Consider the following 23,322-nt stretch of genomic DNA (forward strand, 5'->3'; position numbering starts at 1 on the left):
ATGAAGGGTGGAAGAAATTCAAGGCAATTTGATTACAGTTCAGACGTTGGCAGAGGACTTTCGGCGACTGGGTGTACAGGCGGGGATGACGATTATACTGCATTCGTCCTTCAAATCACTAGGCCAATGGGTGGCAGGTGGCCCGGTTGCCGTTATTTTGGCGCTTGAGGAGGTCCTTGGAGAGTCAGGTACACTTGTGATGCCCACGCATTCTAGTGATCTGACGGACCCTGCTGGCTGGAGTAACCCACCGGTGCCCGAATCTTGGTGGCAGAGTATCCGTGAGCAGATGCCGGCTTATGATCCAGACCTGACCCCACTGAGGGGAATGGGGGTTATTCCGGATTGCTTCCGTAGACAAAAAGAGGTAAAGCGCAGCGATCACCCCATTCATTCATTTGCGGCTTGGGGCAAGCATAGGGATGAGATTATATATGGTCACTCCCTCGAATACGGTTTGGGGGATGACTCTCCATTAGCTCGTATTTATGATCTGGGGGGAAGTGTACTGCTGCTAGGCGTAGGAAATCTGAATAATACTTCATTACATCTTGCTGAATGCCGGGCCTTCTATGAAGGAAAGAAGGAAGTCATTGGCGGGGCACCTATACTAGTGGATGGTCATAGACAGTGGGTGGAATTCAAGGAGCTAGATTGGAACTCTGACGATTTCGTTGAACTTGCTGAGCAATTCGGGCAAGAGACAGGGCTCATTACAAATGGTCATATCGCCTCAGCTGCAGCTCAATTGATTCCACAGCGTGAAATTGTAGACTATGCGGTGAACTGGATGGAGCAAAACAGGAAGTAGACTATCTCTGAATTTGGGATTAGGAGGAGAAGCAACGGATGAGTACTACAACGATATATCTAACGCGTCATGGACAGACAGAATGGAATGTGCAGAATCGTATGCAAGGTCATATGGATTCTGCGCTGACGACGCTTGGCGTACAACAGGCGGAATGGTTGAGCCGGGGAATGCAGGCTACAAATCTGGATGTCATTTATGCAAGCTCTAGCCCAAGGGCGCTGCGTACAGCTGAAATTATACGCGGAGAGCGGGATGTTCCGCTGAAGATTTCCGATGCATTTAAAGAAATTGGCATGGGCGTATGGGAAGGTAGAGATTCTGCTGAACTGGCAGCCCAGTATTCAGACCAGCATCGTTATTTCTGGAAGGAACCCGACCGGTTTAAAGTGGAGGGCAGCGAGACCTTCGCAGAGGTGCAGACAAGAGCACTGGAGAAGCTTCAGGAAATTCTCACTGCCCATCAGGGTGAGACGATTCTTATCGTAACGCATACGGTAGTGATCAAGCTCTTGATGGCTTATTTTGAGGGCAGAGAGTTGCCTAAGCTATGGGATCTGCCTTACATATATCCAACCTGCTTATCCAGGATTGATTTTACGGATGGCGTGCCGGAGATCCTGCTGCACGGGGATACAAGTCATTATGAAGAGAATGAGGCTGGGATGGAATCCTAGAGGTTATATGAAAAAGAGGCGGTTCCTCGAGTGCATTATGCACCCTAGGAACCGCCTTTTTGTCCTCAGAGCTGTGAGCCTTTATTAATTGATGAACTGAAGAGATTTCAAGGTCTTCTCCAGCATCGTAACGGCTTCAGCACGAGTTGCCAGCTTTTGTGGAGCAAAGGAACCGTCTTTCGCTCCTTGAATGATGCCCTCAGCAGCGATTTCTGCTACTGCTGCTTGGGACCAAGCAGGAATGCTTGCTGCGTCACTGAATTTAGCTAGTGCTGCAGGATCGGCATTTAAGGTTTTGCCCGTGTACTTGATGGCTTTAGCTAATACAGAGGCCATTTCTTGCCGAGTGATCGGGCTACCTGGCTTAAAGCTGCCATCGGTATAACCAGAAATCAATTCGGCTTCTGCAGCAGTGCGAATAGCATCAGCATACCATGCGTTTGGATTTACATCCTTAAAAGTTGTCTCGCCACCCGTTGTCACAAGTCCAAGAGAACGCGTAATTAATGCTGCGAACTCAGCCCGTGTGATCGACTGTGAAGGAGAGAATGTATCGCTATTGGTTCCACTAACGATCAGTTTGGAAGCTAACAGATCAATGGACGCTTTAGCCCAGTGTCCGCTAATATCTCCGAACGTTTTGGAAGATTTAACAACGGTGTAATAGCTGTTGCTGTTCCGTTTAATCGTAACATCTGTTGTTCCATTAGCCTTAGGGGCAAATATCGCAGGCACGAAGGAAATCTTGCCTGTAGCAGGATCGAAGACGACTGCCGTTGCGTTATTTGAATTTAAGGAAGTAGGTACATTGATAGTCCGATTAACATAAGTACTGCCGAAGTTGTTCAGCGGTACACGCTTAGATCCGGCTACTGCTGAAACACTAAATTCGATTACTGGAGCAGCTAAAGTTGCATTACCTAGCTGTGAAGCGATAGCTTGGTTTGTGCTGCTTAGCGTTTTCGAATCCGCTAATAGAATGGATACCGTAATTGTAAAGTCGCTGGTGCCTAATTGAGCGGCAAGCGATACACTGTTTACAACACTGAGCGGCAAGGAATACGAAGCGCCATCAGTAGTAAGGGTAAGAATGGTGTTAGGCTGTGCAGCAGCTTGTTTTACAAGCACACTGCCTGGGAGTTCTACTTGAGCGCCGCCAGTAGTCGCTTTAACCGGAATAACCAGTTCATGTTTACCAGTTGGCAGCTCAGCAAGTTGTTTGGTCAGATCAGCAGCATCAATTGTTGTTACTTGCGGTGCAGCCGTTGGTGCTACTGTTGCTGTTGATGTTGGAACTGTTGGTGATGTTGGAACTGTTGGTGATGTTGGCACTGTTGGTGATGTTGGCACTAGTGTTGGATCTGGTGTTGGCACTGGTGTTGGTACTGGTGTCGGAGTTGGGGTTATCTCCGGCAATGGTGCACCTTTCAGATCCACAATCCGGCCCTCAACAGCGGAAGTGTTCGCAGTGACAGTTCCAACTTCTTTAAGATACTTCGTAAATACATCAAAGTCCGGCAGGTACAGCAGATTCACACGGCCTTCTTTATAGGCCTTCTCAAGGGAAGTATAGAAATCTCCACCCTTAGCTGTGAAAGCATTAGTAGCTACTTCATAAGATGCTTTTAGATCTAGAGGAACATATTTGTCTCCGTTCTTCACTTCGATACGTAATACACGTTCGTTCACAGGCTTCGTGGAGTCATAATAGAATTTCAACCCTGCAACATGCGGGAAACGCCCGTCTGCTGCTGGAGTTTTGGAAACCCCATTCTCCATTGCATCCTTAATTTCTTGTCCGGTCAAAGTGATCGTAACCAGATCGTTATTGAATGGTAGTACTCCGAGTACTTCACCTTGTGTAATTGGTCCTTCATTGATGGACTCGCGAATACCGCCACCATTTTGCAGGGCGATTACGGCAGTAGTGCCAGCTTTCTTGGCTGCAAAAAGCATACCATCGGCAATCAGGTTACCGAGGTTGGTTTCCTTTGTGCGAACATTATCACGAACGCCGTTTAGAATAACCTCTGAGTTTCCTACTACCTCATTGCTCAGTTCTAGAATACCTGGCTTATAGTCGGTATCCAGGATCTTTTTAGCTTCAGGATCCTCTGCGATAACATAGTTAGCGCCGTTCTTAGCGTCGATGGAGATTAATTGGTCTTTCCAATCTGTCAGTACGCCATCTTTGTTAAATTTAACTTCAAGCTGACCAAGGAAGAGTCCTTTTTCACCAGTTTGTACAATAAGCTTCGGTGCATTAGGATCGCTGTTATCTACAACCGCTTGATCTAATTGCGTATGGCTGTGACCACCGACAATAATATCAATGCCATTAACCGCTTTGGCTAACTTGAGATCCTCTTCGTAGCCAAGGTGTGAGAGAACAATAATCTTGTTAACCTTTTCTTTTTGCAGCATAGCGACAGTTTCTTTTGCCTTCACTACAGCATTCTCAAAAGTTACTTTACCTGGTGAAGCAATGTTCGCTGTATCTTCTGTCGTCAGACCAATGATACCAACCTGTTCTCCGTCTACTTCTTTAATCAGAGCAGGGTAGATGGTTGCCGCATTACCCGATCGACCAATTTCGTTGGTGAACATTTTGCTTAGAATATCATCTGCAGAGAAATTCACATTAGATGAGACAAAAGGGAACTTAGCGTTGCCAATAAATTTGGAAAGCGTATCAGAATCTTTATCAAATTCATGATTACCGAAAGTCATAGCGTCATATTTGACCAGATTCATAAAGGCCAGATCTGCTTGACCCAGATACTTGTTGAAGTAGAGTGTTCCGGAGAACACATCACCCGCATCGAGAAGAATAGGGTTTTCTGTAGTCGCTTTAGCAGTTTTGATTGCTGTTACACGGCGCAAGATGTTGTTTGGTGAGCTTACAGTATCTAATCCTGCATGCGTATCGTTGGTGTGTAGAACTGTTAATGGAAAATCTTCAGCAGTACTAAAATCAATCTGTGCTACAACCGCATCATGATCGGATACCCGACCTTTCGATGGAGAGAAGTCGGCATTTAGATGGACGACATCTACTTTGGAAGAAGCCGTTAGATTTTTACTGACAAGAATATGATCCAGTACTTGAGAGTTTCCGTCATAGGTGTACGTATACTGCTCATTTAAAGGCAATGTGTCGATCAAATTGTCCAGCTCTGTACCTTTTAAAATAGTTGCAGTTTTAGTGAATTGGAAATCATTCAAATCGCCAAGAGCTACGACGTTGGCTTCAGGATTTGCAGTCAGAACCTCTTTGACAAATCCGTTTACGACCGCCGCAATTTTATGACGTTGTGTTTCACTGGACAATACCGGTGGCTGGACGTTCCCGAAAGGACCATTATCGCCGCCTTTTGAATTGAAATGGTTTGCGATCACGATCACTTTTTCGCCGCCGAAAATAAATTGTGCAGCAAGTGGTTTACGTGAACTAGCAAATGCAGCATTCGTTGGATCAATTCGTCCCGGATTGTAAGTCAGCTTGTCTGTCGCTGCATCATAAGCAACGGATTGCGTAGATGCACCTTTTTGACCGTTTACACTATCCGCAAGCTGTACTCTTGCTGGATTGTACAAGAAGCCTACGCGAATGTTTCCGCCTGGAGCTCCGCCATCCTGATTGTTGACTGGAGCGATGTCTGTGTATTTATATACAGGACCGCCAGCAGTTTCAATAGCCTTAATCAGTTCGTCAGCACTTGCTTCAGTGATTCCATTATTGGTTTCACCATTGCTATCCTGCATTTCGACCACGCCGATAATGTCAGGCTTTTTCATATTATTCGTGATGGAGTCGGCAAGTTTCTGGATTTTTGTTGCTCCGACGCCTGGGTAGAAGTTCTCAATGTTGTATGAAGCGATTAATAGCTTGTCCTCATTAACCTCAAGAGTAGTTGTTTCTTGTTTAAAAGTACTTGGGGTAATGGTTGGCAGCTTACCGTTCTCCGGAATTACTTTGAAATTGCCATTGTTGTATCCGATGACCCCTGTAATATCTCCAGCGAACTTATCTCCGGTGATGACTTCTTGACCCGGATTTCCATAAGCAATGATAAGGCGCTGAGGATTGAATTGGTTATATTCTTTTAGAACTAGTCCACCAGCTGGTGTGATGACATCAGGTGTATCGTTCTCTACTCTTGTAGGGATGTTATAAAGCATGGAATTTCCGCTACCACTTGTCCAGTAAGGACTAATAATCGTAGGGGTAGGAAGTTTTACAAGCATACCTTCTAACGATTCATAAAAATCTATGGCATCTTCACTAGGTTCAAAATCAGTCATGCTGTCATTATCAATGATGGAAAAAGGAATAGCTCTTCCACCTTTGCCAAGTACGATAGGTTCAGGCACAGTATAACTAGAAGAGGAATCTACTGTTAGTGATGTCATATTAATTTGAGTGGAGGTTAGATTGCTCGCACTTCCTTCGTTATACTCGGAAACAGCTCCATTAACGCGCACTAAATCTCCAACTTTAGGTTTAAGGGATGCATTTGTGCTGTAAACGAAAATACCTTCCGATGTGTTCACATTATTGTCCGGCTGAGGGTCCTGCATAAAGAAACCTCTATAAGCGCCAGTTGCGAATGTGTATCCGTATTGGGTAACGATACCTTCTACGTCAGTAACGTTCTGACCTACATACTCAGAGGCATGAGATTCTCCTTGAATATCATGTATACGAGGGAGATCAGAAGCTTTATAAGCAAAGGTATACACCTTACTTGTCTTGCCATCTGCTACGACAATTGCATTAATGGTAAGATCTTTACTAACTGTAATTGGATCTGAATAAAGCTTGCTTGCTGCTGTCGGTTCAGTTCCATCGGTCGTGTAATGAATTTGTGCTCCAAGGGTAGGGCTGGATAGGGTCACAGCACTTCCTTTAATGATGCGACCTGCACCAGGGCTCGCCATTACGGAAAAGGTTTCTTCCACCAAAGCGTTTTCGTTAAGTGGAATGAATTGATAAGTTGTATTATATTGCTCGATAACCCCAGTGATACTATCAAAGGTTGCACCCTTTACTAGTTTAGGCAGGGTTGAGAAAATTGTGAATTGTTGTCCGCCTTGACTTGCAGTCACTGTATTTCCATTTACATTATCTATAGTGACATTATTCATAGTTACCAGCTGAGCTTCATGGTTTTCTCCGTTCGCTGCAGACAAGTCGGTTGCTGTAATCAATTTAGGTGCGGGTACACCTACATCACTCGCAACGACAGAGTATTGAAGTCCGCTTTGGAGTTTGAGCTCTTGCAGGTTGCTGTAGATATCCATCTCGCCACTAACTGCAACACGATCTCCAACGTTTGCGAACTCTGGGAATTCATAAAGTACGATCCCACCGGTTCCATCCTGAATATACATTTTTGCTGCGTTAATGTGAGTTACGATACCTTCTGTTGAAATATTCTGACCTTTATTACCAAGGCGTGCTGTTGCGACGTCTGTTTTGGTCAGAATCGTGTAGTCAAAAGTTGTTATTGCGCTGTTTGGCATATTCGGTTCTGAAGCATACGCCTTAATCGTAGTGTCCTCAGTTAAGGTGATAGGCCCTGTGTAAGGTTGGAAATCAGTTGAACCACCTGATCCATAAACAGCTGAATAGACGGATGCTCCAACTGTCGGAGAGTTCAGAGAAATTTCAGTGCCTACCGGCCAGGCATTAGCGGCTGGTGAAGCTACTACGGAGCTAGCTGTCTCTGGTGCTTTACCATAACTACTATTGCGTGGACTTGCTGCTTGAACAACAAAATCCGCAACGTTGTTATCCGTATCTAGACCACGGCTATCAGCTGGTGCACCAGCTGCGGCTTTACGAATAGCGGCTGTCGCGTTGGTGAGAGCAGGGGTTGGAGTTCCCTCAACACCTGTAGCTGTACCATAGCCAACTAAATCTATCGTATTATTCGATGGGTCAACCAAGTCGACTTTACCGTTTGTCCCACTCATAGCTAGGATACCTGCGGCATCAGGAGTAGGTAGTGCAGCAGTTCCTCCTGTTCCTGCAGCCTCTTGGACGAGGTAGTATCCATTTGCAGGAATAGTTCCTGTTAATTCTGTTCCGCTGCTAAAGGTTCCAGTTGCGGAAGTATACCGAACTTTCCATCCAGTCAAAACTACAGGTTTGTTGGTAGGATTGTATAATTCAATAAAATCATTCTTAAACTCTGCTCCGCTGTTTCCACCACCGCCATAGACTTGTGAGATAACAACATTGCTATTATCCGGTGCTGCCTCGGCAGTCTGAATAGCTGGTAGCACACTGCCGACAAGCATTAACATTGCCAGTCCACTAGCCCACCATTTCCTTACTCTTGAAGAAATAATCATTTGGATAAGTATTCTCCCCTCAAATCTTTTATTAGAAACCTACTAAATGTTAGCACTCATATGTAAAATGAAAGGTCGTCTAATGTTAAACTTTACATTTTAATAACCATAGAGAATGAACAATTGACCCAGGTATAACGTTTCTGGAAAAAAATAATGCCCATTCAGCTTCTTGTTGAGAAGTGAATAGGCATTATTTATTTTAAATTTACTTGGATAAAACAGACTACTGTTGTGGAAGTTCTAGCCGCTCTAATCCGTCCATATATTTGCGCAGCGCCTGAGGAATGTAGATAGAACCATCCTCTTGCTGGTGATTCTCCAGCAGCGGGATCAGAATTCTTGGCGTAGCCACTGCGGTGTTATTTAAGGTATGGCAGTATTGTAAGCGACCGTCCGCATCCCGATAACGGATGCCCGAACGGCGAGCTTGGAAATCGAGTAGATTAGAAGCCGAATGGGTCTCACCGTATGCGCTTCTGCTAGGCATCCATGTCTCGATGTCATACTGCTTATGCGTCTTCAGGGACATATCCCCTGTGCAGACAGCCATAACTCGATAGGGGAGCTCTAAGAGCTGGAGAATGTGCTCGGCATTCGCGAGGATCTCGTGAAGCATATGGTCCGAGACCCCCTCGTCATTTCGACATAAGACGACTTGCTCGATCTTCGAGAACTGATGTACGCGGTACAGCCCGCGCACATCTCGCCCCGCTGATCCAACTTCACGGCGGAAGCAAGTCGACATTCCGGCTAATCGCATGGGTGTGTCGAGCTCTACAATCTCGTCGCTGTAGAGTGAAACTAGCGACACTTCAGATGTGCCTACCAGCCAGCGATTATCTCCGCTGAGCTCGTACGTCTGATCCATCCCACCCGGGAAGAATCCGGTTCGCTCCAACGCTTCAGGGCGGACAATCACAGGAACATCCATCACGGTGAATCCGCGTGCAGTGAGCACATCTAGGGCAAGTCTTTGTACAGCGAGATGTAACATCAGGCCGGCTCCTTTGAGCACATAGCTGCGAGGACCGCCTGCTTTGACGCCACGGGGAATATCAATAATATCGTGGAGTTCACCTAGCTCCACATGATCACGAGGCGCAAAGCCGAATTCCGGCACCGCTCCGTTCAACCGCAGTTCTACATTATCGTTATCATCGTTGCCGATGGGTGTATCCTGCGACACCGGATTCGGTGCGAGCAGCATGAGCTCTCTACAGCGGCGTTCAGCCTCGTTCAGATCAGCTTCCAGCAGGTTCAGCCGATGATTGAGTTCTCGTACCTGTGCCTTGACGATCTCTCCAGCAGGGCGGTCACCCTGCCGTAATAATCGTTCAACCTCTTTGGTTAGCCCATTACGTTCGGCTCTCATTTGTTCGGCTTCTTGTCGCAGGCTTCGGCGCTTTTCATCCCATTCCAGCAATTCATCCAGTGGGAAGTCGACTCTTTTCCATGTGGCAGTGTTTCTTACAAGTTCTTGATTATCCTTGATCCAGTTCATTTCCAGCATATCGCTCGCTCCTTTTTGTTTAAAAGATAAGAAAGTGTAAGTTTCACACTTCACTTTATCCCTCTAGTTCTCGCACAAACACTTACCGTCCTTAAAAGGACGCCGAAGGTATTTATGCTTGAAAAAACGCAAAAAACGCCCTCATCCATGGGACGAGGAGCGTCAGCTCGCGGTGCCACCCAGGTTGATCGAATCTCCTTAACAGCAGGAAAGAATTCGACCCTCTTTGGTCTTCGCGGTAACGGGCGAAACCCGGTGAACTTAGGGAGTCATTATAGGCTCCGGTCGCAGACGCCTCACGGTTGGATGCCGGTCATTGGCCTGATTCTTGGATTTAATATTGTTGCTTAGTATATCGCAAGAGTGGGATGAGCGCAAGCGTTTATGGTTTGACAATAATATCTGATCTGCGATAGGATTAATATTAATTTGAAGTATTCCTGTCGGGATAAATACTTGCAGTGTGAGCTGCTTAATGGGATGAAAGAGGTGGAGAAGTGGCTAAAATTGTTGTGATTAACGGAACACCTTCCTTGGTATCGCGCATCAATGCAGTTATAGAGTATGCGGAGGCAAGCTTAACGGATCAGGGCTTTGAGGTTGAGCGTATTAACGTTGCAGAGCTGCCAGCGGAAGATTTGATTCATACCAAGTTTGAGAGTGATTCTATCGTCAAAGCGAACGGCCTTGTAGCCGAAGCGGATGCGGTAATCGTGGTTAGCCCGGTTTATAAAGCCTCTTATACAGGCGTGCTGAAGACCTTCTTGGATCTAGTTCCACAAAAGGGATTGGCCGGCAAAATCGTACTCCCGCTCTTCATGGGTGGCAGTCTTGCACATCTACTTACGATTGATTATGCTTTGAAACCTGTGTTGTCTGTACTCGGTGCACGTTACATTCTTGGTGGAGTGTATGCCGTGGATTCTCAGGTGGTTCGTAATGATCACGGAGTGGTAGAGCTTGCTGAGGAGCTGAAGCTGCGTCTGAATGATGCGTTAGCTGAGCTTGCAGAAGAAACTACACATCGTGTGGAACGCAAGGCTTAAGACTAAGTAGCAAGCATTCTGTTTCGAATGGATTCATACCAACTATATAAGCGTCTCATTCATACCTGATCCAAGGGGTGAAGGGACGCTTTTTGCTATAGCAAAAAGGCCATCTCACTATGAAAGTAGAGAATGGCCTCTTTTTTTATATAGGGTTCGTTATAATCCGGTCTTACAAATCGTCGAATCCGTTATCGTCGCCAACCTTACCGTAGTTACGGGATTTAGCTTCGAAGAAGTCGGTTTTGGTGGCATTAAGCGCATCATCGGAGAAAGGTTTGATCCAAGGCATGCAGTTAACATCAACGCCTTGGTAGGCTTTTTCCATACCCATCAAAGTTAAGCGCTTGTTCGCTGTATATTTGATGTAGTCACTAAGCTCGTTAAGATCAATACCGCGGACATTAGTAAGGGTGTAGTAAGCCCAGTTGGTTTCAAGCTCTACCGCGCGGTCGATCGTACGATACACGTAATCCATGTTCTCTTTAGTGTTCAACTCAGGGAAATCTACAAGCAGCTGCTTAAATACTTCTGCGAAGAAATAGCAGTGCTGGTTCTCGTCACGTTGGATATAAGAGATCATTTGACTGGTCGCCATCATCTTCTGGTCACGGGCCAGATTGTAGAAGAAGGCGAAGGTGCTGTAGAAGAAAATTCCTTCCAAGATGAGATCCGCTACCAGCGCATGGAAAAAGGTCTGTCTCGTAGGGTTATCACGGAACTCTTGATAAATATCAGAGATAAACTGATTGCGTTCCAGCAGGACAGGGTCTTTTTTCCAATATTCAAAAATTTCTTTCTGCTCACTTTCCGACACGATTGAGGAAAGAACATAGGAATAGGATTGGTTATGCACCACTTCTTGTTGTCCGATAATGGCAGAGATAGCTTCTAGAGAAGAGTCAGTAAAATAACGCTTCACGTCGCTTACGAACATCGTCTGCATCGAGTCTAACACGGCGAGCAGGGAGATGTTGATCTTAAATACGCGTTGCTCCTCAGCATCGAGCATAGGAAATTGTTGCGCATCTTTGGACATTGGGATTTCATCGGCGATCCAGTGATTAAGCAGCAGCACCTTGTACAGCTTGTACATATGTGGCATGCGAATATCGTTCCAGTTCAGAATACCGGAGCACTCACCGTCGATGATGCGTGTGGATTGGTTGGGTGCTTCAGTGTTAAAAATCTTTTGTAGTTGCATTTATTTTCCCTCCATTTTTTTGCGCGGGTAATCTTTCTTTGGTGTCTTGTTCATAGAAAGGCGGTGATGGAGTAACGGAGAGGAAGTTTGGAGCTGTAGGAGCGTCAGCGACCGCCTTTGTCATCGGATGTCATCCGCTAATAGCGGTAAAGATCAAGACATCTGATGACAACAGCGGCCGGAAGCCCAAACATTCCTCGCAGTTACGAAATTCATCATCGTTTTTCTATTCAGGGCACTAAGATAATTAGCTAGCGCAAGAATCACACTCTTCTATTGTCAAAGCACGGCTACGCACATAATAAGTTGATTTCAATCCGCCCTTCCAGGCGTTCAGATGCAGCTCAAGGAACTCGGTAGCCTTGATGTCAGGACGAACATACAGGTTAAAGCTTTGGCCTTGATCGACGTGACGCTGACGAGCAGAAGCCATGCGGATCGACCAGTTTTGGTCAATTGTAAACGCAGTTTTATAGTACCAAATCGTCTTGTCGGACAGATCCGGTGCTGGGTTAGCGATCTTGTAAGTTGTTTTCTCTTCATAGGAAAGCAATTCATACAAAGGATCAATGCTGGCTGTGGAGCCGGCAATAATCGATGTGGAGCCATTCGGTGCAATCGCGAACATCCATGCGTTACGAACACCGTCTTTAGCCACTTCTTCTTGCAGCTCGCGCCATTGTTCAGTGGTTACATATTTACCTTCTTGTTCACCGCTAACGTAGCCACGTGAAGTAAAGTATGCACCTGTCTCCCAATCGGAACCGGCGAACTTCGGATAACGGCCTTTTTCACGGGCAAGCTCCATGCTCGAACGTACCAACAGGTAGTTGATGTGTTCATACAAATGGTTGTTATATTCTACGGCTTCATCAGATTCCCAACGAATGCCCTTGAGTGCCAATAGGTGATGCAAGCCGAATGTGCCGAGACCCACTGCGCGGTATTGGCTGTTCGTGTATTGTGCTTGCAGAACTTCAATATTATTAATGTCGATTACGTTGTCCAGCATACGTACTTGGATAGGTACAAGTCTTTCCAGCACACCAGCTGGAATCGCACGTGCCAAGTGAATCGAATTCAGGTTGCAGACTACGAAATCGCCAGGGATTTTGGAGATAACAATCCGGGTCTTGCCATCTTTGGTTACTAATTCTTCCTGTTCAATAACGGTAGCGGATTGATTCTGCATAATTTCTGTGCACAGGTTGGAAGAGAAGACCATACCTTGGTGACGGTTCGGGTTCGTCCGGTTAACCGTATCACGGTAGAACATATATGGAGTACCTGTTTCAAGCTGTGATTTCATAATCCGTTTCATGATGTCGATCGCAGGAACGGTAATACGGGACAATTCCAAATTGGCTGTAGCTTCAGCATATTTTTCACGGAAAGTGCCTTTACCAAGCTCTTCATCGTAGAAGTCTTCCAGACCAAGCGGACGACCGTTCTCATCCGTCCAGCCCATAACCTTCTTCACTTCATGTGGGCAGAAGAGGTTCCAGTGGCTGCGTGATTCAACGGCTTCCATGAACAAGTCCGGCAGGGTTACACCGTGGAATACGTCATGTGCACGCATACGCTCGTCACCATTATTTAGTTTAAGATCGAGGAAAGCGAGAATATCTTTATGGAATACATCAAGGTAGACAGCGACAGCACCTTTACGTGTTCCAAGTTGATCTACACTGACTGCTGTATTGTTCAATTGGCGAATCCAAGGAATTACGCCGGAGCTAGTGTTCTTATGGCCACGGATATCCGAACCCCGTGCCCGTACTTTACCAAGGTAGACGCCGATACCGCCACCCATTTTGCTAAGGCGCGCTACGTCTGTATTAGAGTCAAAGATACCCTCTAGGGAATCGTCTACCGTATCAATGAAGCAGCTGGATAGCTGTCCAGCGACCTTTTTGCCGGCATTGGACATTGTAGGGGTAGCAGCTGTCATGTAGATGTTGCTCATAGCCCAGTAAGCTTCTTTTACAAGCTCAAGACGTTTCTCAGGTGGTTCACGGTGCATCAGGTACATAGCAATAATCATGTAACGTTCTTGCGGAAGCTCCATTACACGGCCGTCAAAATCATGCGCCAAATAACGGTCGGATAGCGTAAGCAGACCGATATAGTCAAACAAAAGATCGCGTGTATAATCGATACACCCACCTAGTTCGATAATTTGTTCTTTGGTGTAATGACTTAGAAGCTCTTCACGATAGATTCCTTTTTTTACGAGATCCGTAATTAGCGGGTACAGCTCACCGTAAGGCTCTTCTGGATAAGCTTTATAGCGGCGATGAACGGCTGCTTTTTTATAAAGGGTAGTCAGAAGGGCACGGGCAGCTGCAAACTTCCAAGTAGGCTCTTCTTTCGTTACAAGCTCTAAAGCACTCATGGTGAAGGCATTGCTAATTTCTTCTCCGCTTACGGAGTCACGACGCAGTTTGGAAATTACTCCCCGCAGCAATGTTTCTTTATTTAGTTGATCAAGACCTTCTAAGATACGGTCGGCGTATACGGAAAGGCGCTTCTCATCAAAAGCCAGTTGGCGATTATCTGGTTTTACTACGAATTGTGGCATGGTTATTTCATCCCTTCTTATTTTGGGTTAATTTTGAATATCAAAAATTGATATATTATAGCGCAGTAGGCTGCCACAGAAAGACCTCCGAGCCGTTCGTACTGGCCGGAATGTCGATTATGCGTTGGTTAGAGCTTCCTCGGTAAGGAAGTGTAGTATCTTTCAATTCTTCTATAAAACGTCCATCTATTAATACCTGACACTGTGTAAGTAGATTCCACTCCGGCGAACCGGGAAGGGCGGTTAGTTCCTCATACGTATAACCACTGTAAATCCAGATGGGGAAGCCTGGGAGCACGGCGCGAAGCTCATGAATGAACCCAAGTACCTCTTCTGCCGAGAAAAAAGGATCGCCGCCTGCCAGTGTTAGACCATCCAGCAAAGGGTTAGCGGCGATTTCTGCAATGATTTCATGTTGACGTTCTAAGGTGAAGGCTTCTCCATATTTAAAGTTCCATGTCTCGGGATTAAAGCATCCCGGGCAACGATGACGGCAGCCGCTGATGAAGAGGACGGCCCGCATGCCCTCTCCCTCGTTAATCGACTCCGGATAGTATCCGCAAATATTCATAAATGCTTAACGCGATCCCGTACTTCGGCTTGTTTGGCGGCATTGAAGCGGGTCTGATAGTCGCCAGTTAAATAACCTGTAACTCTGCGCAAACGACGGATGTGCACGTCATTCTCATGTGCGTTGCAGGAAGGACAGTTTGTCCCAATTACACCTTCGTATCCGCAGCTGGAGCAGCGGTCAATCGGATGGTTAATGCTGAAGTAGCTGACCTGTTGTTCTAGTGCATATTTAATGATTTTGATAAAAGCAGATGGATTGCTGCGGGCATTGCCATTTAATTCGACATAAGAAATAGCCCCGGCATTGCAGTATTCATGGAAAGGAGCTTCCAAGCTGATCTTCTGAGCAGCACCTAGATCGTAGTATACAGGGATGTGGAAAGAGTTCGTATAATACTCACGGTCAGTTACGCCCGGAATAGAACCCAGTACCTTGCGATCAATCTTGGTGAATTTGCCGGACAGGCCCTCTGCTGGTGTTGCGAACAAGGTAATGTTGAGATTAAGTTCCTCACTTTTAAGGTCGCAATACTCCCGCATGTGACGCACGATAGCCACAGCCTTGGCATGGACTTCCATATCCTCGCCATGGTGTTTGCCGTACATGGCTTTCATGCATTCCGCCATACCGATGAAGCCAAGCGACAGACTACCATGCTTAAGTAGTTCGCCTACAGAGTCTTCAGGAGCGAGATTTTCGCCGCCTTCCCAGACGCCTTCTCGCATCATGAAATCGGATGCTTTAGCTTTTTGCGCGCTTTGGATGTGGAACCGATGAAGAAGTCCTTCCAGCGCAATATCCATATAGTGGTTTAGATCCTCATAGAAGCCAGCTTCATCTGCGACGGTACGTCGGCCTGTTACTGTGCCGTGTGCCAGACCGAGCCGAACCAGATTCAGTGTATTAAAGGAAAGGTTGCCCTTCCCGGAGCAATGATTACGCCCAAAACGGTCACCGAGCACTCGGGTGCGGCAGCCCATTGTAGCAAATTCCGTATCAGGATCACTTGGATCATAATACTGCAAGTTGAGCGGAGCGTCCAGATTAGCGAAGTTCGGATAAAGTCTGCGTGCAGAACATTCCGCCGCTTTTAGGAACAATTCATAGTTAGGATCACCTTGCTGTTGATTGACTCCTTGCTTGCATTTGAAGATTTGAATCGGGAACACAGGTGTTTCTCCGCTGCCAAGTCCGTTCATCGTTGCTGTTAGCAGGGAGCTGATCACAAGCTGACCTTCTGGTGAAGTACAAGTACCATAATTGATGCTGGTAAACGGAATTTGCCCACCGGATCGGCTGGACATGGTGTTGAGATTATGTACCATACTTTCAGCCGCTTGCAGGGTTTCGATTTCGGTTTCCTTTAGTGCAAAACGAAACGCTTTTGGATATAACTCCGCCAGATCGGTCCGACTCATTGTAATCTCGCCCAAAGAATCATTAGCTTGTCCCTCATCAAAATAATCCAGACCCTTGCGGAACAGCTTAGCGAAGGATTTGGTTACATAAGGTGCAAGATCATAGTCGAGCTTATTGGCGGATACGCCGCCATATTGAGCATTTTGCTGGGATTGAAAAATAATTGCTACCAGTGACATAGCTGTCATTATGGAGTTCGGAGGACGAACACTGCCGTTGCCGGTGTTGAAGCCTTCGCGGAGAAGCTTATCAAACGGGATAAAAATGCAGTTAGTCGTTCCGATTGCGTATTGATCCAGATCATGCACATAGACGACATTGTCATCAATGGCTTGCACTAGCTGCGGCGGCATCGTAAAGTTGCGGGCATACCATTTTGAATATTCACTGCCGAACTTGCTCATTTTACCGGAGAAACTCTCTCCGTTCAAATTGGCATTCTCGCGCAGCAAGTCCAAATCCCGGCTGTCGATAATATCGCGTCCTAAATCAATGAGCTCTTCTAAAAGAACTTCTCGTGCATTTGTTGTACCGTTAAATTGTCTCTCCAACAACGTCATTGTATAGCTCTCCTCTCAGTCTATCGTCTTATCATTAAGAAGTTCGACCGCATGAGCGGCCGTATATTCATTGTGATCTCATAAAAAAAGCATCCTCTAGCGAGGATGGCAGAAAATGCCCGATGCGTTATGTAAATATCCACACAGATATTTGTAGTGGCCTCTAAGAAGATGACCGCATGCGGACACCGTTCCTGTTCCTCGCAGGCACTCATAGTTGGTGTCGTCGAAACAGGCAGGTCTCCTGGCTTCCGTAGGACCTCTCAGCGCCTTCCCAAGGGGGCTCTTACCCCTCAGTGGCTTCTGCCAGGAGATCTGCCCATCTTAAGCTTCTAAAAGCTTGTAAGGGGCATCCGGTTACAGTGGCGGGACCGCAGCGGATTTTCACCGTACTTCCCTATTAAGCTCTGATTCCGATAAAGGATCAAAGCGCCTGTCTCCACTATATTTTGTTGTCGTTAGATAAAAATAACCCAAGATGTTGTGTTTGTAAACAGTTTTTTAGAAAACCCGCGCGGGGAGCGGGTTCTTCAAAAGTACTCCACAAATGATCCACAGGCTGTCCATAAGTAATCCACAATTGATCCACAGGCATATAAAAAATGATTCATAAATTGTCCGAAAAGATGCCACAAAGAGTCCATAAATGTAGTGCAGATGACCCTAGAATTCATGTTAAAAAAAATACTTGTGGCGAAAGTCATATTTCGGAGAATTTTGGGGAAAGAAGAAGGGGCATAATAAAGCTGAGATCATTTGTGGGAGAGCGGTGGAGTTGTTACAATAGAAGGACACACATACTTTAAAATTCCGAGGAGGTATTCTCATGCCTATTGCTGAAGTAACCGTTATTCCGATTGGAACAGGTAGTACGAGCCTTAGCAGCTATGTTGCGGATATGCAGCGAGTGCTGAAGACGGTAGAAGGGATTACTTATGAGCTTACATCCATGGGTACAATCATCGAAGGGCCTCTTCAGCGTATTTTTGCTGCAGTCGAAGCGCTGCACGAGTCTCCTTTTGCCGCAGGTGCAGAGCGTGTCTCTACCTCACTTAAAATAGACGACCGCCGCGATAAACCCTCCACTAGCCGTGGAAAGCTGGAGTCTGTGGAGCGTAAACTACAGGTGGAATAGCAGTTTGGGAGAGTAGGGAAATAGGGAGAAATAGGCTTGCGTTTCTGACTGAAAGTTGTATAATATTTTTTGTTTGACAGAAAAATCAGCCTTAAGCTGGTGTAGCTCAGGGGTAGAGCAACGCACTCGTAATGCGTAGGCCGGGGGTTCAATTCCCTTCACCAGCATATCTAAGAATTGCGCAATGGCACGGTTTCCGGGATTTCGGGACCGTGCCATTTGTCTTGAAATCACCTATCTTCTAACATTCGTCTAACCTTTACTCAAGTAAAATGGCGGAATGACCCAGTCTCTCTTGTGTGATATTTGGTGTACACCGAAGACGAGATTCGCCCCGAAGACTATACATCAATCATACGTGCAGGCAGGTTGCAGTGCTTACCTTTAGGTAAGTACGTGAACTAAAAGTGCATACTTACGCGATGGCATGGTGGGAGGTATACTCAAGTCCTAAATCTGATTCAAACATGGAGGATACACCATTGAAAACACTTATTGTCGTCACGCACCCAAACATCGAAACATCCGTCGTTAATAAACGCTGGATCGAAGAACTCCGTAAATATCCAGACAAATATACGGTGCACGAGCTGTACAAAGCCTATCCCGATGAAAAAATCAACGTGGAAAAGGAACAACAACTGATTGAAGCGCATGATAAGCTCGTCTTACAATTCCCTGTCTACTGGTTTAGTAGTCCACCTCTGCTTAAAAAGTGGCTGGACGAAGTATTTACTTACGGATGGGCATATGGTTCGAAGAGTGATAAATTAAGAAATCGAAAAATCGCATTAGCTGTAACTGCCGGAGGAAGTGCAAAAGACTTTAGTGAAGAAGGTAAACTCGGCTACGGGCTTGACCGTATTTTATCTCCCTTTGACACGACTTTTTTGTACTGCAACGCTGATTATCGTTCCTTCTATGCCATTTATGGCACGGAATCTGAGACGGTAGGAAGTACGGATTACTTGAAGAAATTGGATGTCAGTTCGCAAGGCTATGTTGAATTTATCGAAAATATGTAATTAGAATTGAAACAAAAAGCAGCATTTTCATTAATGGAAATGCTGCTTTTGTCATAAGTTGTCGTTAAATCGTAAAAGGTATTGTTATCTCTTGCGCGGCTGGAACGAAGTTTTTCTCTCCCCAAGTGCACATCATATCCAGCACCGGAATAAGCGATTGGCCCTTCTCGGTCAAGGAATACTCAACTTTAGGGGGAATCTGGGGGAATTCCTCGCGCCTGACGAGACAGTCGGCTTCCAGTTCTTTCAACATAACGCTTAACGTCTTAAAAGGTATTGTGCCGATACCCCGTTGCAGTTCATTGAACCGCACGATCTTGTTTTCAGAGAGATAGTAGAGAATAGTCATTTTATATTTACCACTAATGATAGACAAGGTGTAGCCAAAGCTAGTGTCCTTCTGCTGAATGCCAGGTGGTATACAGATTTCATCACTCATGGGCTATTACCCTCCTTCAGAAAATATTCAACGAAAAGGCAAACGCCTGTTGTCGCTACGTACTCAGGTCCCGACTTTATTATGTTTTACAACCTGCTATCAAGTCATCCTGCGAGCAACGAACTCACTATATCATTTTGAAACAATTAGTTCAAAGCACTCGTGGCTAACTATCAAGCGGATAGCCTAAGCGACGAATTGAAGTTTTTTAATGTAATTTTCATGTGAGCATCATCTTATTTTCAGGTTCAAGGTATATATTGAAGACACCAAACACCCCCCAGTGTTTTGTGGTATAAATCTCTCAGGTCTTGCCAACTCCCATGGTAAGGCCTATTTTTTTGTTCGCTAATTAAATGGGGGAGGGGGCAGCTTCTTCGCTACTTCACTTAATCTGATACTGCTCTTCATAGCTCTTAAAAGATGAAATATCCAGACCGAGATATCTGCGCATATGAATGGCAGCTTGGGCAGCGACAATGTCGTTTAACAGCAGCATTCGTTCATGGTAGCCACGACATATAAATTTGGCTTCTATCCCCGTGTTAAGTCTGTTCTGCCCATAAACCTTGATTCCCCGTTTTCTCATCTCTGAACGAACATCTCTTAGATCTGTTGTAGCAACTGCTGCGGCTGTTTCAAGAACCTCCAGATAGGGGGTGGGTGTTCGTAAATGTGCAGATAGAATGGCGGAGTCCCGTTCGAAAGCTGATAAAATCATCGGAAGCAATAAATAAGATTTCACCAGCATGTTGTCCCTGCTTTCAGCTCTATTCATGAATCTCATCACCTCTAATGGGAACGTATATTCGTATTCTACCCCGATATTCCAAAAATAATCAATGGTATTTCTAAACAGCTAGTCCGATGTGATTGAATTCACAACTAAATTAGAAAGAATAAAATATATTAAAATTGTAATAATAAAAAATAATGCTTCAGACTTATATAAAGGGAGAATTAGGATGAATGAGGAAGGAAGTCTCCGCCGTGGAATGGTATTTGGTTTGATTCTAAGTATTCCATTATGGATATCGATATTAGGTTGGATAAAGTTACTTTAAAATTAAAGGAAAACCTTTGTGTGAAGCGCCTTTAGGCGCTTTTTTTTGTGCTTGCTTACGCGTATGAATATCAAAAGGAATTGATTGACAATTGTGGGGATGGAGCGCTAAACTATTATTAGTTCAAAAGTATTAAAAGTCATAGACGATTATTTAATAGGATGCTTAAAATGCTAGTTCTAATCTGCAAGTCAATACATATATTATCATGATAATAGCAAACCGCCTGAAAGGGTGGGACGCAAAGTCCAGGAGTCTAAAGTGTCTTAAATGCGCTATGACCGTCCGACTGCCATGAGAAGGGAATTCCACTTCTTTTTTGGCGGTCTTTTTTGTTGTTAGGTCCTTTAGAGTTTCTGGTAATTATTCTGATTGAATATAAATCATAGATTTAGGAGGTGTGCTTTTTGAAAAGAAGAATGAAACCGCTGCTAGCACTAATATTAGCGGGGATTTTGACAGTAGGTAGTGGTCTTTCTGGAGGTCATTTGGTAAATGCGGCTGGGGAGGTGCTTCCCTATACTCCTACACCTGTGTTAGGTATTGCAGGGAATTTTAATACTTTTATTTTTGGCGATTTCAAACAATCTAATGATCAGGTTCATGGGCGCCTTGCGGCCAAAGGTAATATTACTTTGCAGAATTACGGCGTATCCAAGGATAATCCAGGTGGAGATGTTCTTATTGCTGGTAATGACATCAGTTTTACTAATGGGACTGTTCATGGAGCATCCGTTTATGGTGGTGTTTTTTCCAGCAACGGTGTAGATCTTAAAGAACCAGCGAGAAAAGGGACTCCTATTGATTTTGATGCTGAAGAGCAATTTCTTATTGGACGTTCTAATGAATTCTCTTCGCTTGCTACAATAGGAACTTTCAAAAAGGAATATGGGAAAATAACGATTGATGCTCCGGAACCATTTAACGTTCTTAATCTTAGTGCTGCCGATTTCGCTGGTGCTAATGGCTTACAGTTTAATATTGCAAATAGCGCCACAGTTATCATTAACGTTAGCGGAAGTTCAGTTAACATTCCAAGCTTTCAAATCTGGGGAGGTAGCCCTAACAAGGTATTATTTAATTTTTATGAAGCTAGCACTGTTGATATTGGAAGTTTAACAATAGAAGGAACTATCCTAGCTCCGCTTGCAAAAGTAACTTATAATTCCGGTGAACTGCATGGGACGCTGATTGCAAAGGGATTTGCTGGTGGGGTGCAGATGCATTGGTATCCATATGGAGGGGAAGAACCACCTCCGACACCAACGCCGACCGTGACACCAACACCGACGCCGACCGTGACACCAACACCGACGCCGACCGTGACACCAACACCGACACCAACCGTGACACCAACACCGACGCCGACCGTGACGCCAACACCGACGCCGACCGTGACACCAACACCGACGCCGACCGTGACACCAACACCGACACCAACCGTGACGCCAACACCAACGCCGACCGTGACGCCAACACCGACGCCGACCGTGACGCCAACACCGACGCCGACCGTGACACCAACACCAACGCCGACCGTGACGCCTACGCCGTGCGTGACACCGACACCGAAGCCAACACACACACCAAAGCCAACACCAACGCCGAAGCCAACACACACACCAAAGCCAACACCGACACCGAAGCCGACACACACACCAAAGCCAACACCGACACCGAAGCCAACGCACACACCAAAGCCAACACACACACCAAAACCAAAACCAACACCAACGCCGATCGTGACGCCAACACCAACGCCGACCGTGACGCCAACACCAACGCCGACCGTGACGCCAACACCAACGCCGACCGTGACGCCAACACCAACGCCGACCGTGACGCCAACACCAACGCCGACCGTGACGCCAACACCAACGCCGACCGTGACGCCAACACCAACGCCGATCGTGACGCCAACACCAACGCCGACCGTGACGCCAACACCAACGCCGACCGTGACGCCAACACCGACGCCGACCGTGACGCCAACACCAACGCCGATCGTGACGCCAACACCAACGCCGATCGTGACGCCAACACCAACGCCGATCGTGACGCCAACACCAACGCCGATCGTGACACCAACACCAACGCCGACCGTGACACCAACACCAACGCCGATCGTGACGCCAACACCGACGCCGATCGTGACACCAACACCAACGCCGACTCCGTCGTCGGAAGTGACGCCAACACCAACGCCGACTCCGTCGTCGGAAGTGACGCCAACACCAACACCGACACCGTCGTCGGAAGTAACGCCAACACCGACACCGTCGTCAGAAGTAACGCCAACACCGACACCGTCGTCAGAAGTAACGCCAACACCGACACCGTCGTCAGAAGTAACGCCAACACCGACGCCAACGCCGGAGCCTCCGGTGTTCCCGACACCAACACCATCATTTGTAATTGGCACTATCGTTGTTAATGATGATCCTGTACCGTTGGGCCCTGTAGCATCGTCGACTCCAACACAAGTACCAACACCAACACCGTCGAGCAACACAGAGGTACTTGTTGATGATGATGAGATTCCATTAGGACCAGTATTGACAGTAACACCAACGCCGTCACCAGAGGATATTGCTGCAGTGGATGATACAATCCCGCTAGGTAATCCACCTGTGGATGAACTTCCAAAAACGGGAGAATCAAGTTCAGTCCCTTATTATGTAACTGGTCTAGGTTTTGCACTTATTGGATTGCTAATGAGAAATAGATTCTCGAGCAAGAAATAATAAACGGTGATTGTAGCTTGAATACAAGTTATGCCGTGAAGAATAGTAAAGCCGCTTTCGGGACATATTCCGATGGCGGTTTTCTTTTGTTACGATTGTTATATTTTGGCGCATTCTAAGTAGATGTTATACTGATTTACAACGGATATGAGGAAAGGACGGGGAAGATG

Annotated in this window: 14 protein-coding genes, 1 tRNA gene and 2 riboswitches; of the genes, 7 read left to right on the forward strand and 8 right to left on the reverse strand. The window is 46.0% G+C overall.

Annotated features, from left to right (window positions below):
• Positions 1-7: 7 nt before the first annotated feature.
• Entirely contained in the window at positions 8-811 is an 804-nt protein-coding gene (locus tag MHI27_RS02350) for an aminoglycoside N(3)-acetyltransferase (RefSeq protein ID WP_149646193.1), read from the forward strand.
• Between the two features lie 38 nt (positions 812-849).
• Positions 850-1,488 carry a histidine phosphatase family protein gene (locus MHI27_RS02355; RefSeq protein ID WP_149646192.1) on the forward strand — a complete coding sequence of 213 codons (639 nt, stop codon included), beginning with the start codon at positions 850-852 and terminating at the stop codon, positions 1,486-1,488.
• 84 nt (positions 1,489-1,572) lie between these two features.
• Here MHI27_RS02355 and MHI27_RS02360 read toward each other — a convergent pair whose 3' ends face one another.
• Both MHI27_RS02360 and serS read right to left on the reverse strand, forming a co-directional pair.
• On the reverse strand, positions 1,573-7,848 hold the full coding sequence (locus tag MHI27_RS02360) for a 5'-nucleotidase C-terminal domain-containing protein (protein WP_405175492.1): 6,276 nt from the start codon (positions 7,846-7,848) through the stop codon (positions 1,573-1,575).
• Positions 7,849-8,074: 226 nt separating this feature from the next.
• Positions 8,075-9,361 carry a serine--tRNA ligase gene (gene serS, locus MHI27_RS02365; protein ID WP_405175493.1) on the reverse strand — a complete coding sequence of 429 codons (1,287 nt, stop codon included), beginning with the start codon at positions 9,359-9,361 and terminating at the stop codon, positions 8,075-8,077.
• Between the two features lie 497 nt (positions 9,362-9,858).
• Between serS and ssuE the strand changes: the two genes are divergently transcribed.
• Positions 9,859-10,407 carry an NADPH-dependent FMN reductase gene (gene ssuE / locus MHI27_RS02370; RefSeq protein ID WP_042184465.1) on the forward strand — a complete coding sequence of 183 codons (549 nt, stop codon included), beginning with the start codon at positions 9,859-9,861 and terminating at the stop codon, positions 10,405-10,407.
• A gap of 172 nt (positions 10,408-10,579) precedes the next feature.
• Here the strand turns inward: ssuE and MHI27_RS02375 are convergent, their stop codons facing one another.
• From MHI27_RS02375 to MHI27_RS02390, 4 genes are all read right to left on the reverse strand, one after another.
• Complete coding sequence (locus MHI27_RS02375; RefSeq protein WP_036682584.1) at positions 10,580-11,611, reverse strand: ribonucleotide-diphosphate reductase subunit beta; 1,032 nt, start codon at positions 11,609-11,611, stop codon at positions 10,580-10,582.
• A gap of 247 nt (positions 11,612-11,858) precedes the next feature.
• Complete coding sequence (locus MHI27_RS02380) at positions 11,859-14,192, reverse strand: ribonucleoside-diphosphate reductase subunit alpha (RefSeq protein WP_405175494.1); 2,334 nt, start codon at positions 14,190-14,192, stop codon at positions 11,859-11,861.
• A 55-nt stretch (positions 14,193-14,247) separates the two neighbouring features.
• Complete coding sequence (nrdG, locus tag MHI27_RS02385) at positions 14,248-14,763, reverse strand: anaerobic ribonucleoside-triphosphate reductase activating protein (protein ID WP_042184469.1); 516 nt, start codon at positions 14,761-14,763, stop codon at positions 14,248-14,250.
• Positions 14,760-16,745, reverse strand: coding sequence for an anaerobic ribonucleoside triphosphate reductase (locus tag MHI27_RS02390; RefSeq protein WP_076285947.1), 1,986 nt, complete (start codon positions 16,743-16,745; stop codon positions 14,760-14,762). The genes nrdG and MHI27_RS02390 overlap by 4 nt, the downstream gene beginning before the upstream one ends.
• Before the next feature lie 216 nt (positions 16,746-16,961).
• Positions 16,962-17,197, reverse strand: a riboswitch (cobalamin riboswitch).
• A 374-nt stretch (positions 17,198-17,571) separates the two neighbouring features.
• On the opposite strand from MHI27_RS02390, the gene MHI27_RS02395 reads away from it, so the two are divergent.
• From MHI27_RS02395 to MHI27_RS02405, 3 genes are all read left to right on the forward strand, one after another.
• A complete protein-coding gene (locus MHI27_RS02395; RefSeq protein WP_076285946.1) occupies positions 17,572-17,880 on the forward strand; it encodes an MTH1187 family thiamine-binding protein in 309 nt (102 codons plus the stop codon).
• A 95-nt stretch (positions 17,881-17,975) separates the two neighbouring features.
• A tRNA-Thr gene (locus tag MHI27_RS02400) sits at positions 17,976-18,047 on the forward strand.
• 315 nt (positions 18,048-18,362) lie between these two features.
• On the forward strand, positions 18,363-18,905 hold the full coding sequence (locus tag MHI27_RS02405) for an NAD(P)H-dependent oxidoreductase (RefSeq protein WP_341050551.1): 543 nt from the start codon (positions 18,363-18,365) through the stop codon (positions 18,903-18,905).
• Positions 18,906-18,969: 64 nt separating this feature from the next.
• Here the strand turns inward: MHI27_RS02405 and MHI27_RS02410 are convergent, their stop codons facing one another.
• Positions 18,970-19,344 (reverse strand): helix-turn-helix domain-containing protein, encoded by a 375-nt coding sequence (locus MHI27_RS02410; RefSeq protein ID WP_042184482.1) that lies wholly within the window; start codon positions 19,342-19,344, stop codon positions 18,970-18,972.
• A 385-nt stretch (positions 19,345-19,729) separates the two neighbouring features.
• Positions 19,730-20,122: a hypothetical protein gene (locus tag MHI27_RS02415; protein ID WP_405175495.1), complete on the reverse strand. Its 393-nt coding sequence runs from the start codon at positions 20,120-20,122 to the stop codon at positions 19,730-19,732.
• Between the two features lie 492 nt (positions 20,123-20,614).
• A riboswitch (cyclic di-GMP riboswitch) is annotated at positions 20,615-20,705 on the forward strand.
• 110 nt (positions 20,706-20,815) lie between these two features.
• Between MHI27_RS02415 and MHI27_RS02420 the strand changes: the two genes are divergently transcribed.
• Entirely contained in the window at positions 20,816-23,152 is a 2,337-nt protein-coding gene (locus MHI27_RS02420; RefSeq protein WP_405175496.1) for a choice-of-anchor A family protein, read from the forward strand.
• Positions 23,153-23,322: the final 170 nt, after the last annotated feature.

Origin of the sequence: Paenibacillus sp. FSL H8-0261 (genome assembly GCF_045040645.1) — a bacterium.
In the GTDB taxonomy this organism is placed as follows: Bacteria; Bacillota; Bacilli; order Paenibacillales; family Paenibacillaceae; genus Paenibacillus_AQ.